This is a genomic window from Daejeonella sp. AP26 (assembly GCF_056680515.1).
Window position 1 is genome coordinate 360,372 of the sequence record NZ_CM155286.1, and the last position, 14,646, is coordinate 375,017.

Below are 14,646 nucleotides of genomic sequence, written 5' to 3' on the forward strand. Positions count from 1 at the left end.
GGATAAGATCCAATTATCCTAATAATACATTAATTTACTTTGAAGATAGTGAAAGATACTTTTGAAGTGCCATAAATGTTAATAACTTTTTTAAAAAAGTTATTAATTCGATAACTGTGGAAATCATCTCCTGGTAGGAATTTTTACCCTTCAATTTGCTGGGAAACTCTGCGACTGAAATCAACAAAGACGGACTTGTTTTTCGGAATAATCCTCTATAACCGCCGATATGTTTGCTGCTACCGGTTACAAAACACAGACCGTCAAGTGCTAAGTAGAGGCTCTACACTGGGGGCTTCGGAATTCCTGCTTAATTACGCATCAGGCCGATGCCGCTGCCATCACAGGTTTTAGAAAAAATAGTTAATCCTCCTTTACCTCAGAATCCAATTCCTTCAATATTACATTTACATCTTCCTCCGTCGTGCTAAGCTTCGCTTTACAGATTTTAATCAGCAATGCAGCTCGCTTAACTTTCTCCGAAAGTTCATCAACAGAAATCTCACCCTGTTCGATTTCTGTTACAATGTGCTGTAATTCGGCAAAAGCTTCGGTATAGTTAGGAGTAGGGCCTTCCATTATTCAGGTTTTTGAGATGTTTTTACAATGCTAATTAAATTTCCTTCAAACAGCACGGTATCTACGGTATCTCCTTCGTTTACTTGTGCTGAAGTCCTTAGGGCACGACCATTAAAGCGGGTTATACTATAGCCCCTTTTAAGTACATTTTCCGGACTCATATTGTGCAAGTTTTTCTCTATCGCACTCAGTTGCTGATTCTGATTTTTCAGCATGGTAGAAGAATCCTTCCGGATGATGGTCGCCGAGTGGTTAAGGGTTAGGTACATGGTACCACAGTATTTGAAAACTGACTTCTTGATGTCTTCCCTTATTACTGATAAGTAGTCGCGTTGATTTTTAAAGAGGAAAATAGATTGTTGAAAGATCGAACGGGCATGGGTGCTGATGCGGGTTTTATTTTCTACCAATATCCGCTCGGTAACCGATTGGAATAACTTTAGTTCTGTCCGGAACCTTAATTTCTCATCTCTGATCAATCGTTTGGAATGGTCAACGATCTTATCCCGGGCTTTTTGTACCGGAACCGAAAAATTATGAAACTTCTGGATCAAGTCTTCAGCTATTTTGGTTGGGGTAATTGCATTGGTATGCGAGATCATTTCGACTACCGTCTCATTGGTTGCGTGGCCGATGCCGGTAATAACCGGAATTGGGAATAAGGCTATTTCTCTGGCCAGCTCATAATCATTGTAGCATGAAAGCCCGATATCGCCTCCGCCTCCCCTTATAATCGCAACTACATCAAAATGGCGGCGTACTTTTTTGATACGATGCAACTGCCCAATAATCGAAGCTGTAGCCTTTTCCCCCTGTAGTAGCGAGGGGAATAGAAAATGAAAGAATTTATAACCCCATGCATTATGATCAAGTACTTTCAAAAAGTCTGCATAGCCCTTGCTGGTTTCTACAGAAATGATGGCAAGTCGCTGCGGAAGTAAGGGGATAGGTAATAATTTATTTTTGCCAAAAATCCCTTCGGTATGAAGCCTTTTAATGGTTTGCTGCTTTTCTTTTTCAATATCGCCCAATGTATAACTCGGGTCTATATCCTGAATGATCAATGATAAACCGTGTGCCGGATCAAAAGTAATGGAAGCCAGGAAAAGTATTTTAATGCCGTCTTTCAAAGGTTCATTCAATACTTTCAAAAACCGGTAGTTAATGTTGCGATAGTCATCCCGCCAAAGGATCGACTTCATCTGGGCAATCACTTTCCCGTCTTTCTTTTCTACCAGTTCGGGATAACAATGGCCTGAGTGAGTGTAAAGGTTTAGCTTATTCATCTCGGCTTTAATCCAGTAACTGGTTTTATACCTCTCGGAAAGAGTTTTCTGAATACTTCGGGAGACCTCTAGTAACGTAAAGACAGTTTTATCAGTGAGTTTTTCAGGCATGAAGTTCCTTTCTAATACAGGTAAAGGTAATAACCAAGATCTAAATTAAGGGTTGACTCCAAAGATTGTGTTGTCAGGATAATTTGTCCTAAGCATCTATTCGGACATTTAAAAAACATTGAAGAAACTGATGTGTCTATATATCATCAATACCTTTTTTTATACCTTAAAAGTAATATCATGAGTATTAAACTGGCCGATGCCCGAACTATTATTTCTGCCGCTGAAAAGAAAGCTGAGGAAATAGGACAGCCAATGAATATTGCCGTAGTTGATGCTGGCGGAAATTTAGTTTCTCATGTGCGGATGGACGGTGCCTGGCTGGGCAGTATCAATATATCAATTAATAAGGCATTTACATCCAGAGCCTTCGATATTACAACGAAGGAACTAGGGGAAAATTCCCAGCCGGGACAGCAGTTCTTTGGGATCCATGCTTCTAACGACGGTAAGATTATGATCTTCGCGGGCGGCATTCCACTTAAAAGAGAGGGTAAAGTAATCGGGGCTATCGGTGTTAGTGGCGGCTCAGGTGAGCAGGATCATATGGTCGCAGAAGCAGGTGCGGTAGCCTGCTCTTAAACATTGATACCAGACTTGTCCGTTAATTTGCTGTCGCAGACTATAACATCAATCACTTATGTATGAAGAGCCAGCCAATTTGGATCGGTTTATCGATGCCCAGGAAAAGACATATGACGATGCCTTTGCTGAGATAAAAAACGGGCGAAAGCTAAGCCACTGGATGTGGTTTATCTTTCCCCAAATACACGGACTGGGATACAGTGAAATGTCTAAGAGGTATGCAATCAAAGACCTTCAGGAAGCGGAAGAATTTCTAAAACACCCAGTACTTGGAGAACGACTTATAAATATTTCTAACCTGCTGATCCGGTTTACCGATAGGACGGCGTACGATATCTTCGGCAGCCCGGATGATTTGAAACTAAAATCCTGCATGACACTCTTTAGTGCCATCAAAAAATCGCCGCCAGTTTTTAGACAAATTCTTGACCAATACTTTGACGGGTCACCGGATGAGGGGACCTTGAGAATAATAACCGGGAATCAGGTCTGATCCATAGGAGGCGGACCGACCGGATCGTTTTGATCCTCATTGAAGTTTTGAGGAACAACAGGTGCCGGAACTTTTGGCTGTTCCCTTCTTCGCATAGGGGTTTTTAAAGCAGCAGTAGCTTTAGAAGAGGGGGAACTAACCCTCGCACGGGCTGGCGCAGCGGTTCTTGATTTAGACATCCCCGACTGAATATTTCGTGCTGTCGCATTGCTTGCCATCGCAGGCGCACTACTCACCATTTCACGCCGAGGCTCTTGGTGATAGGCATTCTGCATAGTTTTTTTAATGACAGATTTGTCAACATTTGCCATTGGTGTCAACTTTTTGGCAAGGCTCTTTGAAGCTCGTGAAATTGCTTTTATGCTTTTCTTCGATTCATCCCCAAATTGATTAAAAACATCCTGAAGCTGAATGGCAAGTTGCCTGGATAATTCTTTTTTTATCCCTTTGCGTGCAGCCTTTTCTATTGACTTTTTTTTCTTACGACCCATAAGGAAAAGGTTAAAATAGTTTGTTCTCTATTATAAAAATACGCAAATAATCGTATAGGATTATTACCTGTTTTAATAAAATATTTATCTTCAAAACAAGCATAAAACTCGTCAAAAGTCTCTTTACTGCACTAAGGCGTTCCTGCAACATTCTTGCAGATTAAAAGATTATAAGAAAAAACGGTAAACGGTATTTAAAGAAAGCCGGATGGGTACGCGGTATACAAACCTAAAATTTCTAATCAAAATACTTTGATATTTTATCAAGTTCTGTCTGAATTTCCTTTTGCTTATTCTCTCCGGCAAGTAGAAAGGAGTTTTTAGTATTATTTAACTGATCTTTTGAATGATTGATTTCACCAGTAGCCTGGTTGATCTCGGCCTTCAAAATGTGGATTCTCTGTGAAAGCGCCTGCAGCTCCTCAACCTTTTTTTTCAAATCATGTTCTTTCTGTTGCAGATCTTTTTTATACTGCTGTGCATGGGCAGTTTGAAAAGCATTCAGATCCCGCCCGATAAGATTTAAATATTCCTGACCGGTAGCGAGTAATCTATCCTTATTTAATCCCGAGCTTTTTAAAATATTGAACGCAGTGGTGTACTTCAGATTTTCGTCAGTGATATCATCAATATCCACCTTAGCATCTATAAATTCCTTATAGTCGAGCCCTATAAACATCGGGTTCTCCTTATTTGCTTTGTCAATTAGCTTTTCAAAATAGTGAATATGCTCAGGCAAAGGCCCGTCACCAACTTTCATTACCGGATAATCAGGGGCATCAGGTTGCGGTTCCGGATTTGTTTGTTCATCAGTGATCAGCGGATGAGAGATCACTTCGGGTGGTTTAACAGCCGGCACTGCCGGAATCGCTTTTACCGCTTCCGGTTTCTTATTCTCATCAAATTCAATAAACGGATTTAACAACTGCTTTAAAAAACTCATATAAGGGGTTATTTCTTCAAACTCAGAAGGAAACCGATAGTGAAGTTTGCGTCCCAGTCAAAAACAAAGGTGTCAGTATTAGTGCCATCTACAACGGCCTTGTAAATGTTTAAACCCGATGCCATTTTCTTATCTGCAGCTTTGTATGCATTAGGTGCCTTCAGTACAGTATATCTTTCTTCACCTTTGCGATGTTGTTTGGCTAAGGTAAAAGGTACACCACCGATAATAAAGGCAACGTTCCGCTTGTCTTCCGGAATTTTGCTGATCGCATTTTTGACCGTAGTATACACTTCTTCATCCGCAGTTCCCTTTTCGTAATATTTGGCTCCTGGCAACTCAATGCTCTGCAAACTTCCATTTTCATCCCATGATATCTTAGTATTACCCGAACCAATATCAATCATAAACGAATTTTCTAAAAAAGAAGCTGGAACTGTCGATCGCAGGGCAAGCTTAGCTTCCTGGTCGGGGGTCACATTATTCACCACATAGCCCATTTTTTTCAGCTCGTTGCCAATCATCTTTGTTTTAGGCTCCTTCTGCGCTCCGGACGAGATTACAAAATGAATATCGTTTTTACCCACTCCTTTATCAAACATGCCGGCAATGTATCTCTTAAGTCCGGCTCTGATATCCTCGGTAGTTGCTAAACCTTCATAAGCCAATGATTCGCCAAAATCTTTCGATACAATCTCCCAGCGCTTCTGGCTATCCATATTAATAACGAAGGAATTAAAGCCAGTTGCGCCCAGTTCTACCACTCCGTTTAGTTTTCCGTCTACAGGCTTTTCGGGGACATAGTGAAACTCCCTGCCCTCTGTTTTTTCCGCTGTCCCGCTGGATGCCGCTGAGCCTGATTCTGATGGGGTAACAGGTGCATTCCTTAAACTTCCGGGACCGTTCGCACTTTCTGTCCGGCTGACGTCTGTAGCGTCATTTCCGGTATTCCGCACAGCGAAGTAACCCAGAGCGGCAATTAAGGCAACGATGATAAATATTCCTGCTGGTTTAAGTCTCATGGCAAAAGTTTTAGTGTTTTATTTAGATAGGTATACTTATTTGTTGGTCATCGTAACTATTACAACCCGGCCGCCTTCTTCGTTTGACAACAACAATCTTTTTCCGTCTGTAATATCTACCATCGCACCCGTAGGTATGTCTTTATTGTCAGTCAGGTCTCTTAAAGAGCCCAGCTTTTGATTCACAAGCACCCACTTACCATTATAATATGTAAAATATCCCACCGGTACTTTTTGTTCTTCCGTCAGCCTTTCATTTCTCACCACCTGCCTGTTTACATGCCATTGAAACAAGTATTGGTTGCTATAAACCATCAAACGGTGGTTTTCGGGCTTCCAGATGTCGGGTTTAAATTCGTAGTACAGATCAAGTATCGGTAGCGTACCCTTGATCTTTGTTCCGCAAAACGGACATTTTGGTGAGCTGGTATTGTCAAACACGAACCATTGCTGATCACAATCTTTATTAGAGCAGGGCTGCATCAGGTCTGTCGTTTTTAAAAGCGCGTGTTCCCAGGTATCTGCATTGGGTCTCGATTGCGGGTCATGAAGTCCCTTAAGAAATGCCTGCTCAAATAGAGCCTTCAAATATGGACCAGTAATTTGATAGGGTAATTTGCTGACATCAGCCCAAGGCAACGCCCACTTAGATACCTGGTCTAATTTAGGTCGGTTTGAAAGATCAGTAGGATGTTCAATAAACAATGCCTTTTCACCCATTGATAGAAGATCGTCCTGCTCGGTATCCAGCGAATTGATTTTACCGCCCTTTAGCGGATGTCTGTACAAAAGGTACATATAGATCATCACTGCCAGCGCATGCAGATCAGTGAGGCGGTTTGCATGTTTCCGGTTAGCATCACGCATGTCGAGGTGTTTCGTGCTTAATACCTCGGGAGCAATAAAATCTGCGGTGCCAATAACGTCAGGCGGATAAAGGCCGGGTACTACTAAGCCGTCAATATCAATGATGGTTGCATCTCTGCTAACCGGATCTACCAGCACATTTTTATACGAGAGATCCGAATGAGCTAAACCGGCAGCATGTAAACGTTTTACGCCCCTTGCTATCTTTACGCAAATTTGAAAGTAGCTAAGCCAATCCCCCAGTTCGCTTTCATCCAGCCGTAAATTAAATTGTTTATTCCTGAATTTCGCCGAGGCAAACCATAAGCCTTGCTTTTCCTTTCCTTTTATTCCATCGCTTAAAGCGTATCCCTTTGTAAAAAAAAAGTTCTTTTTGTACGTAGGAACAACCAAGCCGATCTGACCGTCTAACTGTACTATATCGGTAGGCCAGGAGTAGATGTTCTTATAGTAATCTCCACCCTCGCGGCTAAAAAAGCTATCATAATATTGATTAACCAGCTTCGTTAAACGCTCCTTTGAATTAAAATCTTGCTTATCGCGATAAAAGGCAATTACATACGACTTGTCAGGAGAAAAGTAGACATCTTTCATTCCTCCGCGCATAGGTTCTCCATTATCTACATACTGATATGTTTTACCAGGATGAATAACAGAAGAAGACGTTTTTACACTCATTATTTAGGCTTTGTGATAACCTGCTATTAAGAATTAAACTAAAAGACAATAGCCAATGTCCGGTCATCATGGTTGCCAGTGCTCCAGAAGTCCATCCATTTTGAAAACTGCTTAGTGATCTCCTTATTTTGTATGCTCAAATCTACTTTCACACCATCTTCATTTTTACCACCCAAATCCTCTAAAAACTCCTGCCACTTAATAACGTTCGGCAGATTAGCTTCCACAATAAACTTTGGATCGTAAACTCCGTCGGACATTAATATCAGATAGGAGAAGTCATCAAGAAATTTAAAGCTGAACCTGGTAGCAAATTTCTCACTCTGAAATATCTCGGGCATGGTAATAAATCGGGTTCCACCGCCAAAATCTCCCACATCAATCCAGTTTAGCAAAGTGACTTCAGTTACGTCCTTATTCAAAACAGCTATCGGACAATCACCCACGCCAAAAGAAAGAAAGGCATAACCCGAATCATACTTTTTAAATAAGGTAAATATAAGGGTGCAGCTTAGATCCTTCAATGGAACTCCTGCGGTTGAAGCAAAACTTTCCAACCTTTTGTGGACGGTGAAAACTGCTTTCCCCAGGTTGTTGTAAACAAAAAGATTTAAATTCTTGTCAGAATGGCCGGCCTGCTGCGCATGATGCTCCAATAACAGCTCATCAAATACAATCATATCGATCACCGACGATTCTTCCATGAAATGCTCCACAACGCTGTTGCAGGCAATGCTCGATCCTTTTCTGGATAGTTTTGCACTTCCCGCACCGTCACTGACGGCAACAATGTTCCAGCCGTTCTCTAACTCATGGAAGGCAAAATCATCTTCGCGAAAGGAGCCAACATTTGCGTGTGCACGACCCCGCTTCGATGAGACCAAGATATGTCGCGATCCCAGGGAAGCTAATACGGTGGCGTCATCCTCTTTCCACCACGGATCATTTTTATTGCTCTCCAGGTTTTTCCATAAGCTCCTTGGATTGGGATTAACAATAAGTGGAATGACTTTTTCATTAAACGGATCGCTTTCTGCCTGACCTTCAAGCTTAAATTTAAATATGATACTTATGTCTCCGCTCTGAGTTGGATTTCCGGTAATTTGTTTTTGCCGTTCATCAAATCTCAAGCCGGCTTGTTCGAGTCCCTCAAACTCGAAATCCCTGATATCCTCCCATCCAAATTTCTCGAAATCAAATCGCACTTCATATGATTTACCCACGTTTGCGTTCAGGATCTGGATTGGCTGGCCCTTAATTTCGGCAACCCTGTCCTGAAGTTTCCATTTGCTCATAAGCTTATCCTGAAGTTGGTCAATTATATTGAGGTCAGCTATGTTTTCCTGGTCCTGTATAAAGCGTTCAAAAATATCGCGCCGACTTGGGGGAATTTGTACATTATTGTGCTTAAAGAATCTGATTAACTGTTCTTTAACATCGCTTCCCCTTGTCATGATGTTTCAGTTAATCTCCTCTATGTAACAATATTTAATTCAGAAGGGGGAGGTGGTAATTCGCCCAGCCCTGTTACTTCCTGACCCGCATCTTCGACTTTTGTTGAGGTAACACCAATGGATGCAGAAACCCACGAAAAGAATTTAGCGATGCTTTGGCTGTCGGCCGTGTCCAGGCTGACAACATTCTCGGTAATTTGCTTCAGCAGATTAGAGTCGGCGCCGCTGCCGGCCGCGCAAGCTACAGTGAAAGCGGTTTTGCGTTTTTTAAATTCTTCCATACCACTTTGCCAGTCATCTGTTGGAATCCCATCGGTCATGATGAAAACCAGCGGTTTCCAGTCGCCCTTTTGTTCGAGAGTCGTTTTAGCCACTTCATTATCGATACAAGTTGACACCAGCTTTAAAGCTTCACCCAAACTAGTGGTGCCTGTGGCTTTAATATCAACCATCTGAAACGAAGCCAGATCGGTAAGCGGAACAACCTGTTGGGCTGAACTGTCAAAAGTGATAATACTGATAAATGCAGTTTCAATGGCTTGCGGATTCTGCCGTAGTGAACTAATCATTACCTGAACCCCGTTCTTAACGGCTTCAATGGGTTCTCCTGTCATAGAACCGGAAGTGTCAAGCAGTAAATACACTGGTAGTCTTCTCATATTTTTAGGTTTAGATGGAAGTGTATGGCTATTATAAAAGGCTAGCACAATAGAAAAAGGGCGGCCTTATAGGTTTTATAAACCCTGCCGGCGCAAAAGAGTTTTGAATTAATCGCAGGTGTTTTACCTTCTTGCCGTTTAACAGATCTTTTAAAGATCCACTAAAATCAGAGATGCTCTGGTAAAAATTCACTTGTAAAGGGAGGTCTAAAATGATCTGGTTTTGCTTCGGCTTTAACCATATGCTTACAGGGTGCTTACTATGTGCTAACTATATCATCCTTAGATCAAGATATAGTAAGTACCCTGGAATCACATAGCGAGAATATGGTTATTTGCGAACGAGTCCCACAGGGATGACCGGGGTGGTGGAATTACTGTATGCTAGTTAGGTGGCATTGATTAGGCAGGGCAATTAAAACGATATTTGTAAATTTGCGCCACTTACTGTGAAATAATATGAACGAAACATCTGCTGCCCGTATTCAGGCAGATATAGAGCTTGTTAAACGCATTCCCATTGTAAACGATCTCCTGGATATTATCTGTCAGACCACCGGAATGGGTTTTGCGGCCATTGCCCGCGTTACCGAGGAACGATGGATTGCCTGCGCTGTGGAAGACAAGATTCAGTTTGGTTTACTGCCTGGTGGAGAATTAAAAGTTGAAACCACTTTGTGTAATGAAGTCAGGCAGCATAGACAAGTTGTTGCTATTGATCATGTGAGCCAGGATGAAGTTTACGTTGATCATCACACTCCTGCCATGTACGGCCTGCAAAGCTACATCTCTGTTCCAATAACTTTAAAGAGCGGCAAGTTTTTCGGGACGTTGTGCGCAATTGATCCCAACCCGGCAGTAGTTAAGACGCCTCAGATCATGGGCATGTTCAAATTTTATGCGGAACTGATTGCGTTTCATCTGCAGTCTTTAGAGCAATTGGAATTATCAGCACAACAGTTAAAGGAGGAACGAGAGACGGCAGAACTTCGCGAGCAGTTCATTGCCGTTTTAGGGCATGACCTTCGAAATCCGGTAGGCGCTGTTGCCAACGTTGCCCAACTGATGTTGAGAATGCCTTTAGATGACCGGATGAGGCGACTTGCCAATATTATACAAGACTCCTCTTACCGGATGAAGGAGTTAATTGAAAACGTGTTGGACTTTGCTCGTGGAAGGCTTGGAGAAGGAATCAATCTCGAGAAAAAAGAGGATGAGCCACTACAGGAAATATTGTCTCAGGTGATCACTGAATTGAATTTGATATGGCCGGATCGTATTATTGAAACCAAATTTGATTTTCAATACCCCGTTGCCTGCGACGGGAAACGCATTGCACAGCTTTTCTCTAATATTTTAAGTAATGCACTCACTCATAGTATCTCGGGTAAACCCGTTACTGTGACAGCCCTCAGCGACCAGAGAAATTTTAAATTATCTGTTTCAAATTGTTGTCCGAAGATTCCGGATAATATATTGCATAATTTATTTAAACCGTTTTTTCGTGGGGATGCCAAACCCGGGCTTAATGGTTTAGGCCTTGGACTTTATATCTCTTATGAAATCGCCCGTGCTCATTGTGGGATACTTGAGGTTAGTTCGACAGATGAGCTGACTACCTTCACTTTAACTCTGGATATTAACAATGAACAGGAATCAACCCTGTTAAATGAGGAACAGTCAATTGCGGAGTAGTTTATAAGTTCAGTTACTATTGGCGTAGGCAGCTCACCTTTTGCGTATAAGGGGTATAACCTGTATATTTGTGCTGATGAATAAATTTTTTAAAAAGTGCAAGCCTTCAGCGCCCTAGCTTCAGGCAGCCGATCGATCATCACTCCCAATTAAATATCAATACATAATCTCTTTGCTGATTTATGTCAGCAACCCACTTTTATGACTCCACTTCAAAGCGAAATTACTAAAAGAAGAACTTTTGGAATTATTAGTCACCCGGATGCCGGAAAGACTACGTTAACAGAAAAGCTTTTACTTTTTGGCGGTGCCATTCAAAAGGCCGGTACCGTAAAGAGAAATAAGGCTGAGAAAACCGCCACTTCTGATTTCATGGAAATTGAAAAGCAACGGGGAATTTCAGTAGCCACTTCTGTAATGGGTTTCAATTACAAAGATCATAAAGTAAATATCCTGGATACCCCGGGGCACAAGGATTTTGCGGAGGATACCTACCGAACATTAACAGCGGTAGATTCGGTGATTCTGGTTATTGACTGTGTAAAAGGAGTTGAAGAGCAAACCAGGAAGCTGATGGCAGTTTGCCGGATGCGTCATACCCCGGTTATCATATTCATTAATAAGATGGACCGTGAGGGGAAAGATCCTTTTGTGTTACTTGAAGAGCTGGAGAAGGAGCTTAATATTTACACGAGACCGCTTACATGGCCTATCGGCATCGGTAATTCCTTCAAAGGGGTTTACCAGATATTTAATAAGAAGCTAAATCTTTACAGTGTAAATAAGAACTCAATAGCAGACGATTATTTGGAGGTGGAATCTTTAGAAAGTGAGGTATTGGACCAGACTGTGGGCGATACACTTGCAAATAAGCTAAGGGAAGATATCGAGCTGATTGAAACAGTAGTTGAGCCCTTTGATCTATCGTTATACCGCTCGGGTTACCTTGCACCAGTGTTTTTCGGAAGTGCAATTACCAGCTTTGGTGTTCAGGAATTGCTGGATACCTTCGTTGAGATCGCCCCTGAACCGCAATCACGTGAAACCGATCTGAGAACCGTAGCTCCGGATGAAAATAAGTTTTCCGGGTTTGTGTTTAAGATTCACGCCAACCTCGATCCAAATCATCGGGACAGGATTGCATTCTGCCGGATTTGCTCGGGGAAGTTCGAAAGAAACACGTTTTATCATCATACCCGCTTGGGAAAGAAATTAAAGTTTGCAAATCCGACCAGTTTTATGGCCGATAGTAAAAGCCTGGTCGAAGAAGCGTGGCCCGGCGATGTAGTTGGATTGTATGACGCCGGCAACTTTAAGATCGGTGATACCCTGACCGAGGGGGAGAATATACAGTTCATTGGAATCCCAAGATTTTCGCCGGAAATATTTAAGGAACTGGAAAACAGGGATCCGTTGAAAACGAAGCAGCTGGAAAAAGGTATTAATCAGTTAAGTGATGAAGGTGTTGCTCAGTTGTTTGTTCAGAATCCCGGTAATAGACGAATTATTGGCACCGTAGGAGAACTTCAGTTTGATGTTATAAAATTCAGACTGTTGAATGAGTATGGAGCTTCATGTGAATTCAGGACTTTGGGGATCTCTAACGCTCGGTGGGCTTCGTCCGCTAATGCGGAAGCTTTGAGGAAGTTTGTGCAGTATCATTCTTCCAAAATAGCTTATGACAAAGAGAAGAAGCCGGTGTTTCTTGCTACTTCTACCTGGGAGCTTGATTATACATTAAAACAGTTCCCTGAAATTGAATTTCATGATACTTCTGAATGGAGTATGCTGAAGGGGCAGGAAGGAGTTAAGGGTTAAAGGAAGAAGGAGCAACGAATAAAAAAGGGTTTTGCTACCTGATGCTATCGAATTGTAGGATATTTCTAAATACTGAATACTAGTTATTATATGAAGCCGTTAGTCACATTGCTATTGATCTTGATTTGTAACACAGCGATGTCTCAGGATGTTGTTGATCATTACTATAACTTTGGCGGAGCCATCACAGAAGGAAGAGAGTCATCGGCTTTTATGCTGGCAGAGAAAATTCTACCGGAGTCATCTTCTTTATCCCAAAAACAGCAGGCGATCTTTTTCTATAAACTTGCGGGTTTGTTTGAGAATCTGAAAAATACCGAACAGGCCATTAACTATTATCAAAAGTCTTTAGAGATCGAGCCGGATTATTATGTGCCGCATATGGCACTAGGATATCTTTATCTAAGTCAGGCCAATCTCCTTGCCGATCAGGTGAATCAGGAGAAGAACGATCTCGATCTTCAGGAAAAACATGTCGGCGCATATAACGCGAAGTTAAAACAGGCGCTGCCGCATCTTGAAAAGGCAATGGCATGTGATCCGAATGAACAGGTTCTGTCATCGATCAAGTTCGCCTATACTGCACTTAAGGACAGTGTTTCTGCAAACTCACTGAACTCACGGTTGAAGGTATTGGAAAAAGGATGCATTACCTTATTAACTGAGTAGGTTTTATCAATATTTCGACAACTCTTTATTTAAAAGCACAATTTTCTCAAAGCTAATTATAAGCCTCGATTGACATGTCGATAGCTCGAATAATGATTCTACAGGCCATCTTTATCTGATCTTCAGAAATAACAAGGGGTGGGGCAATCCGTAGTGAAGTTTCGTTATGCAAAAACCAGTCTATAATAACGCCGTCTTCCATACATATTTTACTAACACTTTCTACATCTTCAAAAGAAGATAACTGAAGCGAAAGCATCAAGCCTTTGCCACGGATCTCCTCAATATCCGGATGGCGGAGGTAACGGCGGAAAAGTTTTTCTTTGTTGGCTACGGTCTCTGTTAGCTGTTCATCCAATAGCACATTCAAGGCTGCTAATCCGGCTGCGCAGCTCACAGGGTGACCACCAAAGGTGGTGATGTGCCCAAGAATCGGGTTCTCTTTGAAAGAATCCATGATCTTTTTATCGGCTATAAAGGCACCTATAGGCATCCCGCCTCCCAAACCCTTTGCGAGAAGTAAAATGTCTGGTACGATGTTAAAATGCTCAAAGCCGAAGAGTTTTCCGGTACGACCCATGCCGGTTTGAATCTCATCTAAAACCAACAAGGTTCCGGTTTCATCGCATTGCTTTCGCAGGGCTGTCATGTATTCCTGAGATGGAACAATCACTCCTGCCTCGCCCTGGATGGTTTCTAAAAAGACGGCGGCGGTACCAGTGGCGATGTGGTGAAGGTCTTCGATTACATTGAAACGGATGAAAGTAACTCCGGGTAAAAGTGGTCGGTAAGCTTGTTTGTAATGCTCATTCCCCATCAAACTCAGTGCTCCCTGCGTACTGCCATGGTAAGAGTTTATACAAGAAATAATTTGCGACCTGCCAGTGAAACGTTTAGCGAGCTTCATTGCACCTTCGGTAGCTTCAGCACCCGAGTTAACAAAATACACGCAGTTTAAGGAAGATGGGAGAATGGAGCATAGTTTCTCAGCAAATAATACCTGGGGAGACTGGATGTATTCGCCGTAAACAGTTACGTGAAGATACCTATCAGCCTGGTCTTTAATTGCCTGTACCACCTTTGGATGGCGGTGACCGACATTGCTTACCGCGAAGCCTGAGACGAGATCAATATATTTTTCTCCGGAAGTGTCGGTAAGAAATACTCCTTCCGCACAATCGATTTCGAGGGATTTAGGTGAATTTGAAGTTTGAGCGGTATTTAAAAGAAATAACTGGCGTTGAGTGAGCATGCGCAAAAATACAAAAGGCCTCCATGTATTCTGAAGGCCTTCCG

14 protein-coding genes are annotated in these 14,646 nt (G+C 42.2%); 5 read left to right on the forward strand and 9 right to left on the reverse strand.

The genetic code is table 11. The features are described from left to right. Positions 1 to 363: 363 nt before the first annotated feature. Positions 364 to 579 (reverse strand): exodeoxyribonuclease VII small subunit, encoded by a 216-nt coding sequence (xseB, locus tag AC1MCB_RS01425; protein ID WP_479966961.1) that lies wholly within the window; start codon positions 577 to 579, stop codon positions 364 to 366. After that, on the reverse strand, positions 579 to 1,976 hold the full coding sequence (gene xseA / locus AC1MCB_RS01430) for an exodeoxyribonuclease VII large subunit (protein ID WP_479966962.1): 1,398 nt from the start codon (positions 1,974 to 1,976) through the stop codon (positions 579 to 581). Before xseA ends, xseB begins: the two co-directional genes overlap by 1 nt. A gap of 180 nt (positions 1,977 to 2,156) precedes the next feature. Here xseA and AC1MCB_RS01435 point away from each other — a divergent pair, with 180 nt between their 5' ends. Both AC1MCB_RS01435 and AC1MCB_RS01440 read left to right on the forward strand, forming a co-directional pair. Further along, entirely contained in the window at positions 2,157 to 2,558 is a 402-nt protein-coding gene (locus AC1MCB_RS01435; protein WP_479966963.1) for a GlcG/HbpS family heme-binding protein, read from the forward strand. A gap of 58 nt (positions 2,559 to 2,616) precedes the next feature. Next, positions 2,617 to 3,054 carry a DUF1810 domain-containing protein gene (locus AC1MCB_RS01440; RefSeq protein ID WP_479966964.1) on the forward strand — a complete coding sequence of 146 codons (438 nt, stop codon included), beginning with the start codon at positions 2,617 to 2,619 and terminating at the stop codon, positions 3,052 to 3,054. On the opposite strand, the gene AC1MCB_RS01445 is transcribed toward AC1MCB_RS01440, so the two are convergent. The 6 genes from AC1MCB_RS01445 to AC1MCB_RS01470 all read right to left on the reverse strand — a co-directional run bounded on the left by AC1MCB_RS01445 (position 3,045) and on the right by AC1MCB_RS01470 (position 9,168). Then, complete coding sequence (locus AC1MCB_RS01445; protein ID WP_479966965.1) at positions 3,045 to 3,545, reverse strand: hypothetical protein; 501 nt, start codon at positions 3,543 to 3,545, stop codon at positions 3,045 to 3,047. The genes AC1MCB_RS01440 and AC1MCB_RS01445 overlap by 10 nt on opposite strands. Before the next feature lie 238 nt (positions 3,546 to 3,783). Further along, a complete protein-coding gene (locus AC1MCB_RS01450; protein ID WP_479966966.1) occupies positions 3,784 to 4,488 on the reverse strand; it encodes a hypothetical protein in 705 nt (234 codons plus the stop codon). 8 nt (positions 4,489 to 4,496) lie between these two features. Then, the gene (locus AC1MCB_RS01455; RefSeq protein WP_479966967.1) at positions 4,497 to 5,510 is read right to left on the reverse strand and encodes a hypothetical protein; all 1,014 of its coding nucleotides are present in this window, start codon (positions 5,508 to 5,510) and stop codon (positions 4,497 to 4,499) included. Positions 5,511 to 5,546: 36 nt separating this feature from the next. Continuing rightward, entirely contained in the window at positions 5,547 to 7,055 is a 1,509-nt protein-coding gene (locus AC1MCB_RS01460; RefSeq protein ID WP_479966968.1) for a protein kinase domain-containing protein, read from the reverse strand. A 38-nt stretch (positions 7,056 to 7,093) separates the two neighbouring features. Then, on the reverse strand, positions 7,094 to 8,509 hold the full coding sequence (locus AC1MCB_RS01465; protein WP_479966969.1) for a PP2C family serine/threonine-protein phosphatase: 1,416 nt from the start codon (positions 8,507 to 8,509) through the stop codon (positions 7,094 to 7,096). A 20-nt stretch (positions 8,510 to 8,529) separates the two neighbouring features. Beyond that, the gene (locus AC1MCB_RS01470) at positions 8,530 to 9,168 is read right to left on the reverse strand and encodes a vWA domain-containing protein (protein WP_479966970.1); all 639 of its coding nucleotides are present in this window, start codon (positions 9,166 to 9,168) and stop codon (positions 8,530 to 8,532) included. A 459-nt stretch (positions 9,169 to 9,627) separates the two neighbouring features. Between AC1MCB_RS01470 and AC1MCB_RS01475 the strand changes: the two genes are divergently transcribed. From AC1MCB_RS01475 to AC1MCB_RS01485, 3 genes are all read left to right on the forward strand, one after another. Next, complete coding sequence (locus AC1MCB_RS01475) at positions 9,628 to 10,863, forward strand: GAF domain-containing sensor histidine kinase (protein WP_479966971.1); 1,236 nt, start codon at positions 9,628 to 9,630, stop codon at positions 10,861 to 10,863. Between the two features lie 201 nt (positions 10,864 to 11,064). Beyond that, complete coding sequence (locus tag AC1MCB_RS01480; RefSeq protein WP_479966972.1) at positions 11,065 to 12,681, forward strand: peptide chain release factor 3; 1,617 nt, start codon at positions 11,065 to 11,067, stop codon at positions 12,679 to 12,681. A gap of 90 nt (positions 12,682 to 12,771) precedes the next feature. Further along, complete coding sequence (locus AC1MCB_RS01485; protein ID WP_479966973.1) at positions 12,772 to 13,350, forward strand: hypothetical protein; 579 nt, start codon at positions 12,772 to 12,774, stop codon at positions 13,348 to 13,350. A 52-nt stretch (positions 13,351 to 13,402) separates the two neighbouring features. On the opposite strand, the gene AC1MCB_RS01490 is transcribed toward AC1MCB_RS01485, so the two are convergent. After that, positions 13,403 to 14,602: an aspartate aminotransferase family protein gene (locus tag AC1MCB_RS01490; RefSeq protein ID WP_479966974.1), complete on the reverse strand. Its 1,200-nt coding sequence runs from the start codon at positions 14,600 to 14,602 to the stop codon at positions 13,403 to 13,405. Positions 14,603 to 14,646 lie beyond the last annotated feature (44 nt).

Bases quoted from the DNA above. Each gene is read 5' to 3' on its own strand.
- xseB (WP_479966961.1), bottom strand. From the start codon at position 579: ATGGAAGGCCCTACTCCTAACTATACCGAAGCTTTTGCCGAATTACAG.
- xseA (WP_479966962.1), bottom strand. From the start codon at position 1,976: ATGCCTGAAAAACTCACTGATAAAACTGTCTTTACGTTACTAGAGGTC.
- AC1MCB_RS01435 (WP_479966963.1), top strand. From the start codon at position 2,157: ATGAGTATTAAACTGGCCGATGCCCGAACTATTATTTCTGCCGCTGAA.
- AC1MCB_RS01440 (WP_479966964.1), top strand. From the start codon at position 2,617: ATGTATGAAGAGCCAGCCAATTTGGATCGGTTTATCGATGCCCAGGAA.
- AC1MCB_RS01445 (WP_479966965.1), bottom strand. From the start codon at position 3,545: ATGGGTCGTAAGAAAAAAAAGTCAATAGAAAAGGCTGCACGCAAAGGG.
- AC1MCB_RS01450 (WP_479966966.1), bottom strand. From the start codon at position 4,488: ATGAGTTTTTTAAAGCAGTTGTTAAATCCGTTTATTGAATTTGATGAG.
- AC1MCB_RS01455 (WP_479966967.1), bottom strand. From the start codon at position 5,510: ATGAGACTTAAACCAGCAGGAATATTTATCATCGTTGCCTTAATTGCC.
- AC1MCB_RS01460 (WP_479966968.1), bottom strand. From the start codon at position 7,055: ATGAGTGTAAAAACGTCTTCTTCTGTTATTCATCCTGGTAAAACATAT.
- AC1MCB_RS01465 (WP_479966969.1), bottom strand. From the start codon at position 8,509: ATGACAAGGGGAAGCGATGTTAAAGAACAGTTAATCAGATTCTTTAAG.
- AC1MCB_RS01470 (WP_479966970.1), bottom strand. From the start codon at position 9,168: ATGAGAAGACTACCAGTGTATTTACTGCTTGACACTTCCGGTTCTATG.
- AC1MCB_RS01475 (WP_479966971.1), top strand. From the start codon at position 9,628: ATGAACGAAACATCTGCTGCCCGTATTCAGGCAGATATAGAGCTTGTT.
- AC1MCB_RS01480 (WP_479966972.1), top strand. From the start codon at position 11,065: ATGACTCCACTTCAAAGCGAAATTACTAAAAGAAGAACTTTTGGAATT.
- AC1MCB_RS01485 (WP_479966973.1), top strand. From the start codon at position 12,772: ATGAAGCCGTTAGTCACATTGCTATTGATCTTGATTTGTAACACAGCG.
- AC1MCB_RS01490 (WP_479966974.1), bottom strand. From the start codon at position 14,602: ATGCTCACTCAACGCCAGTTATTTCTTTTAAATACCGCTCAAACTTCA.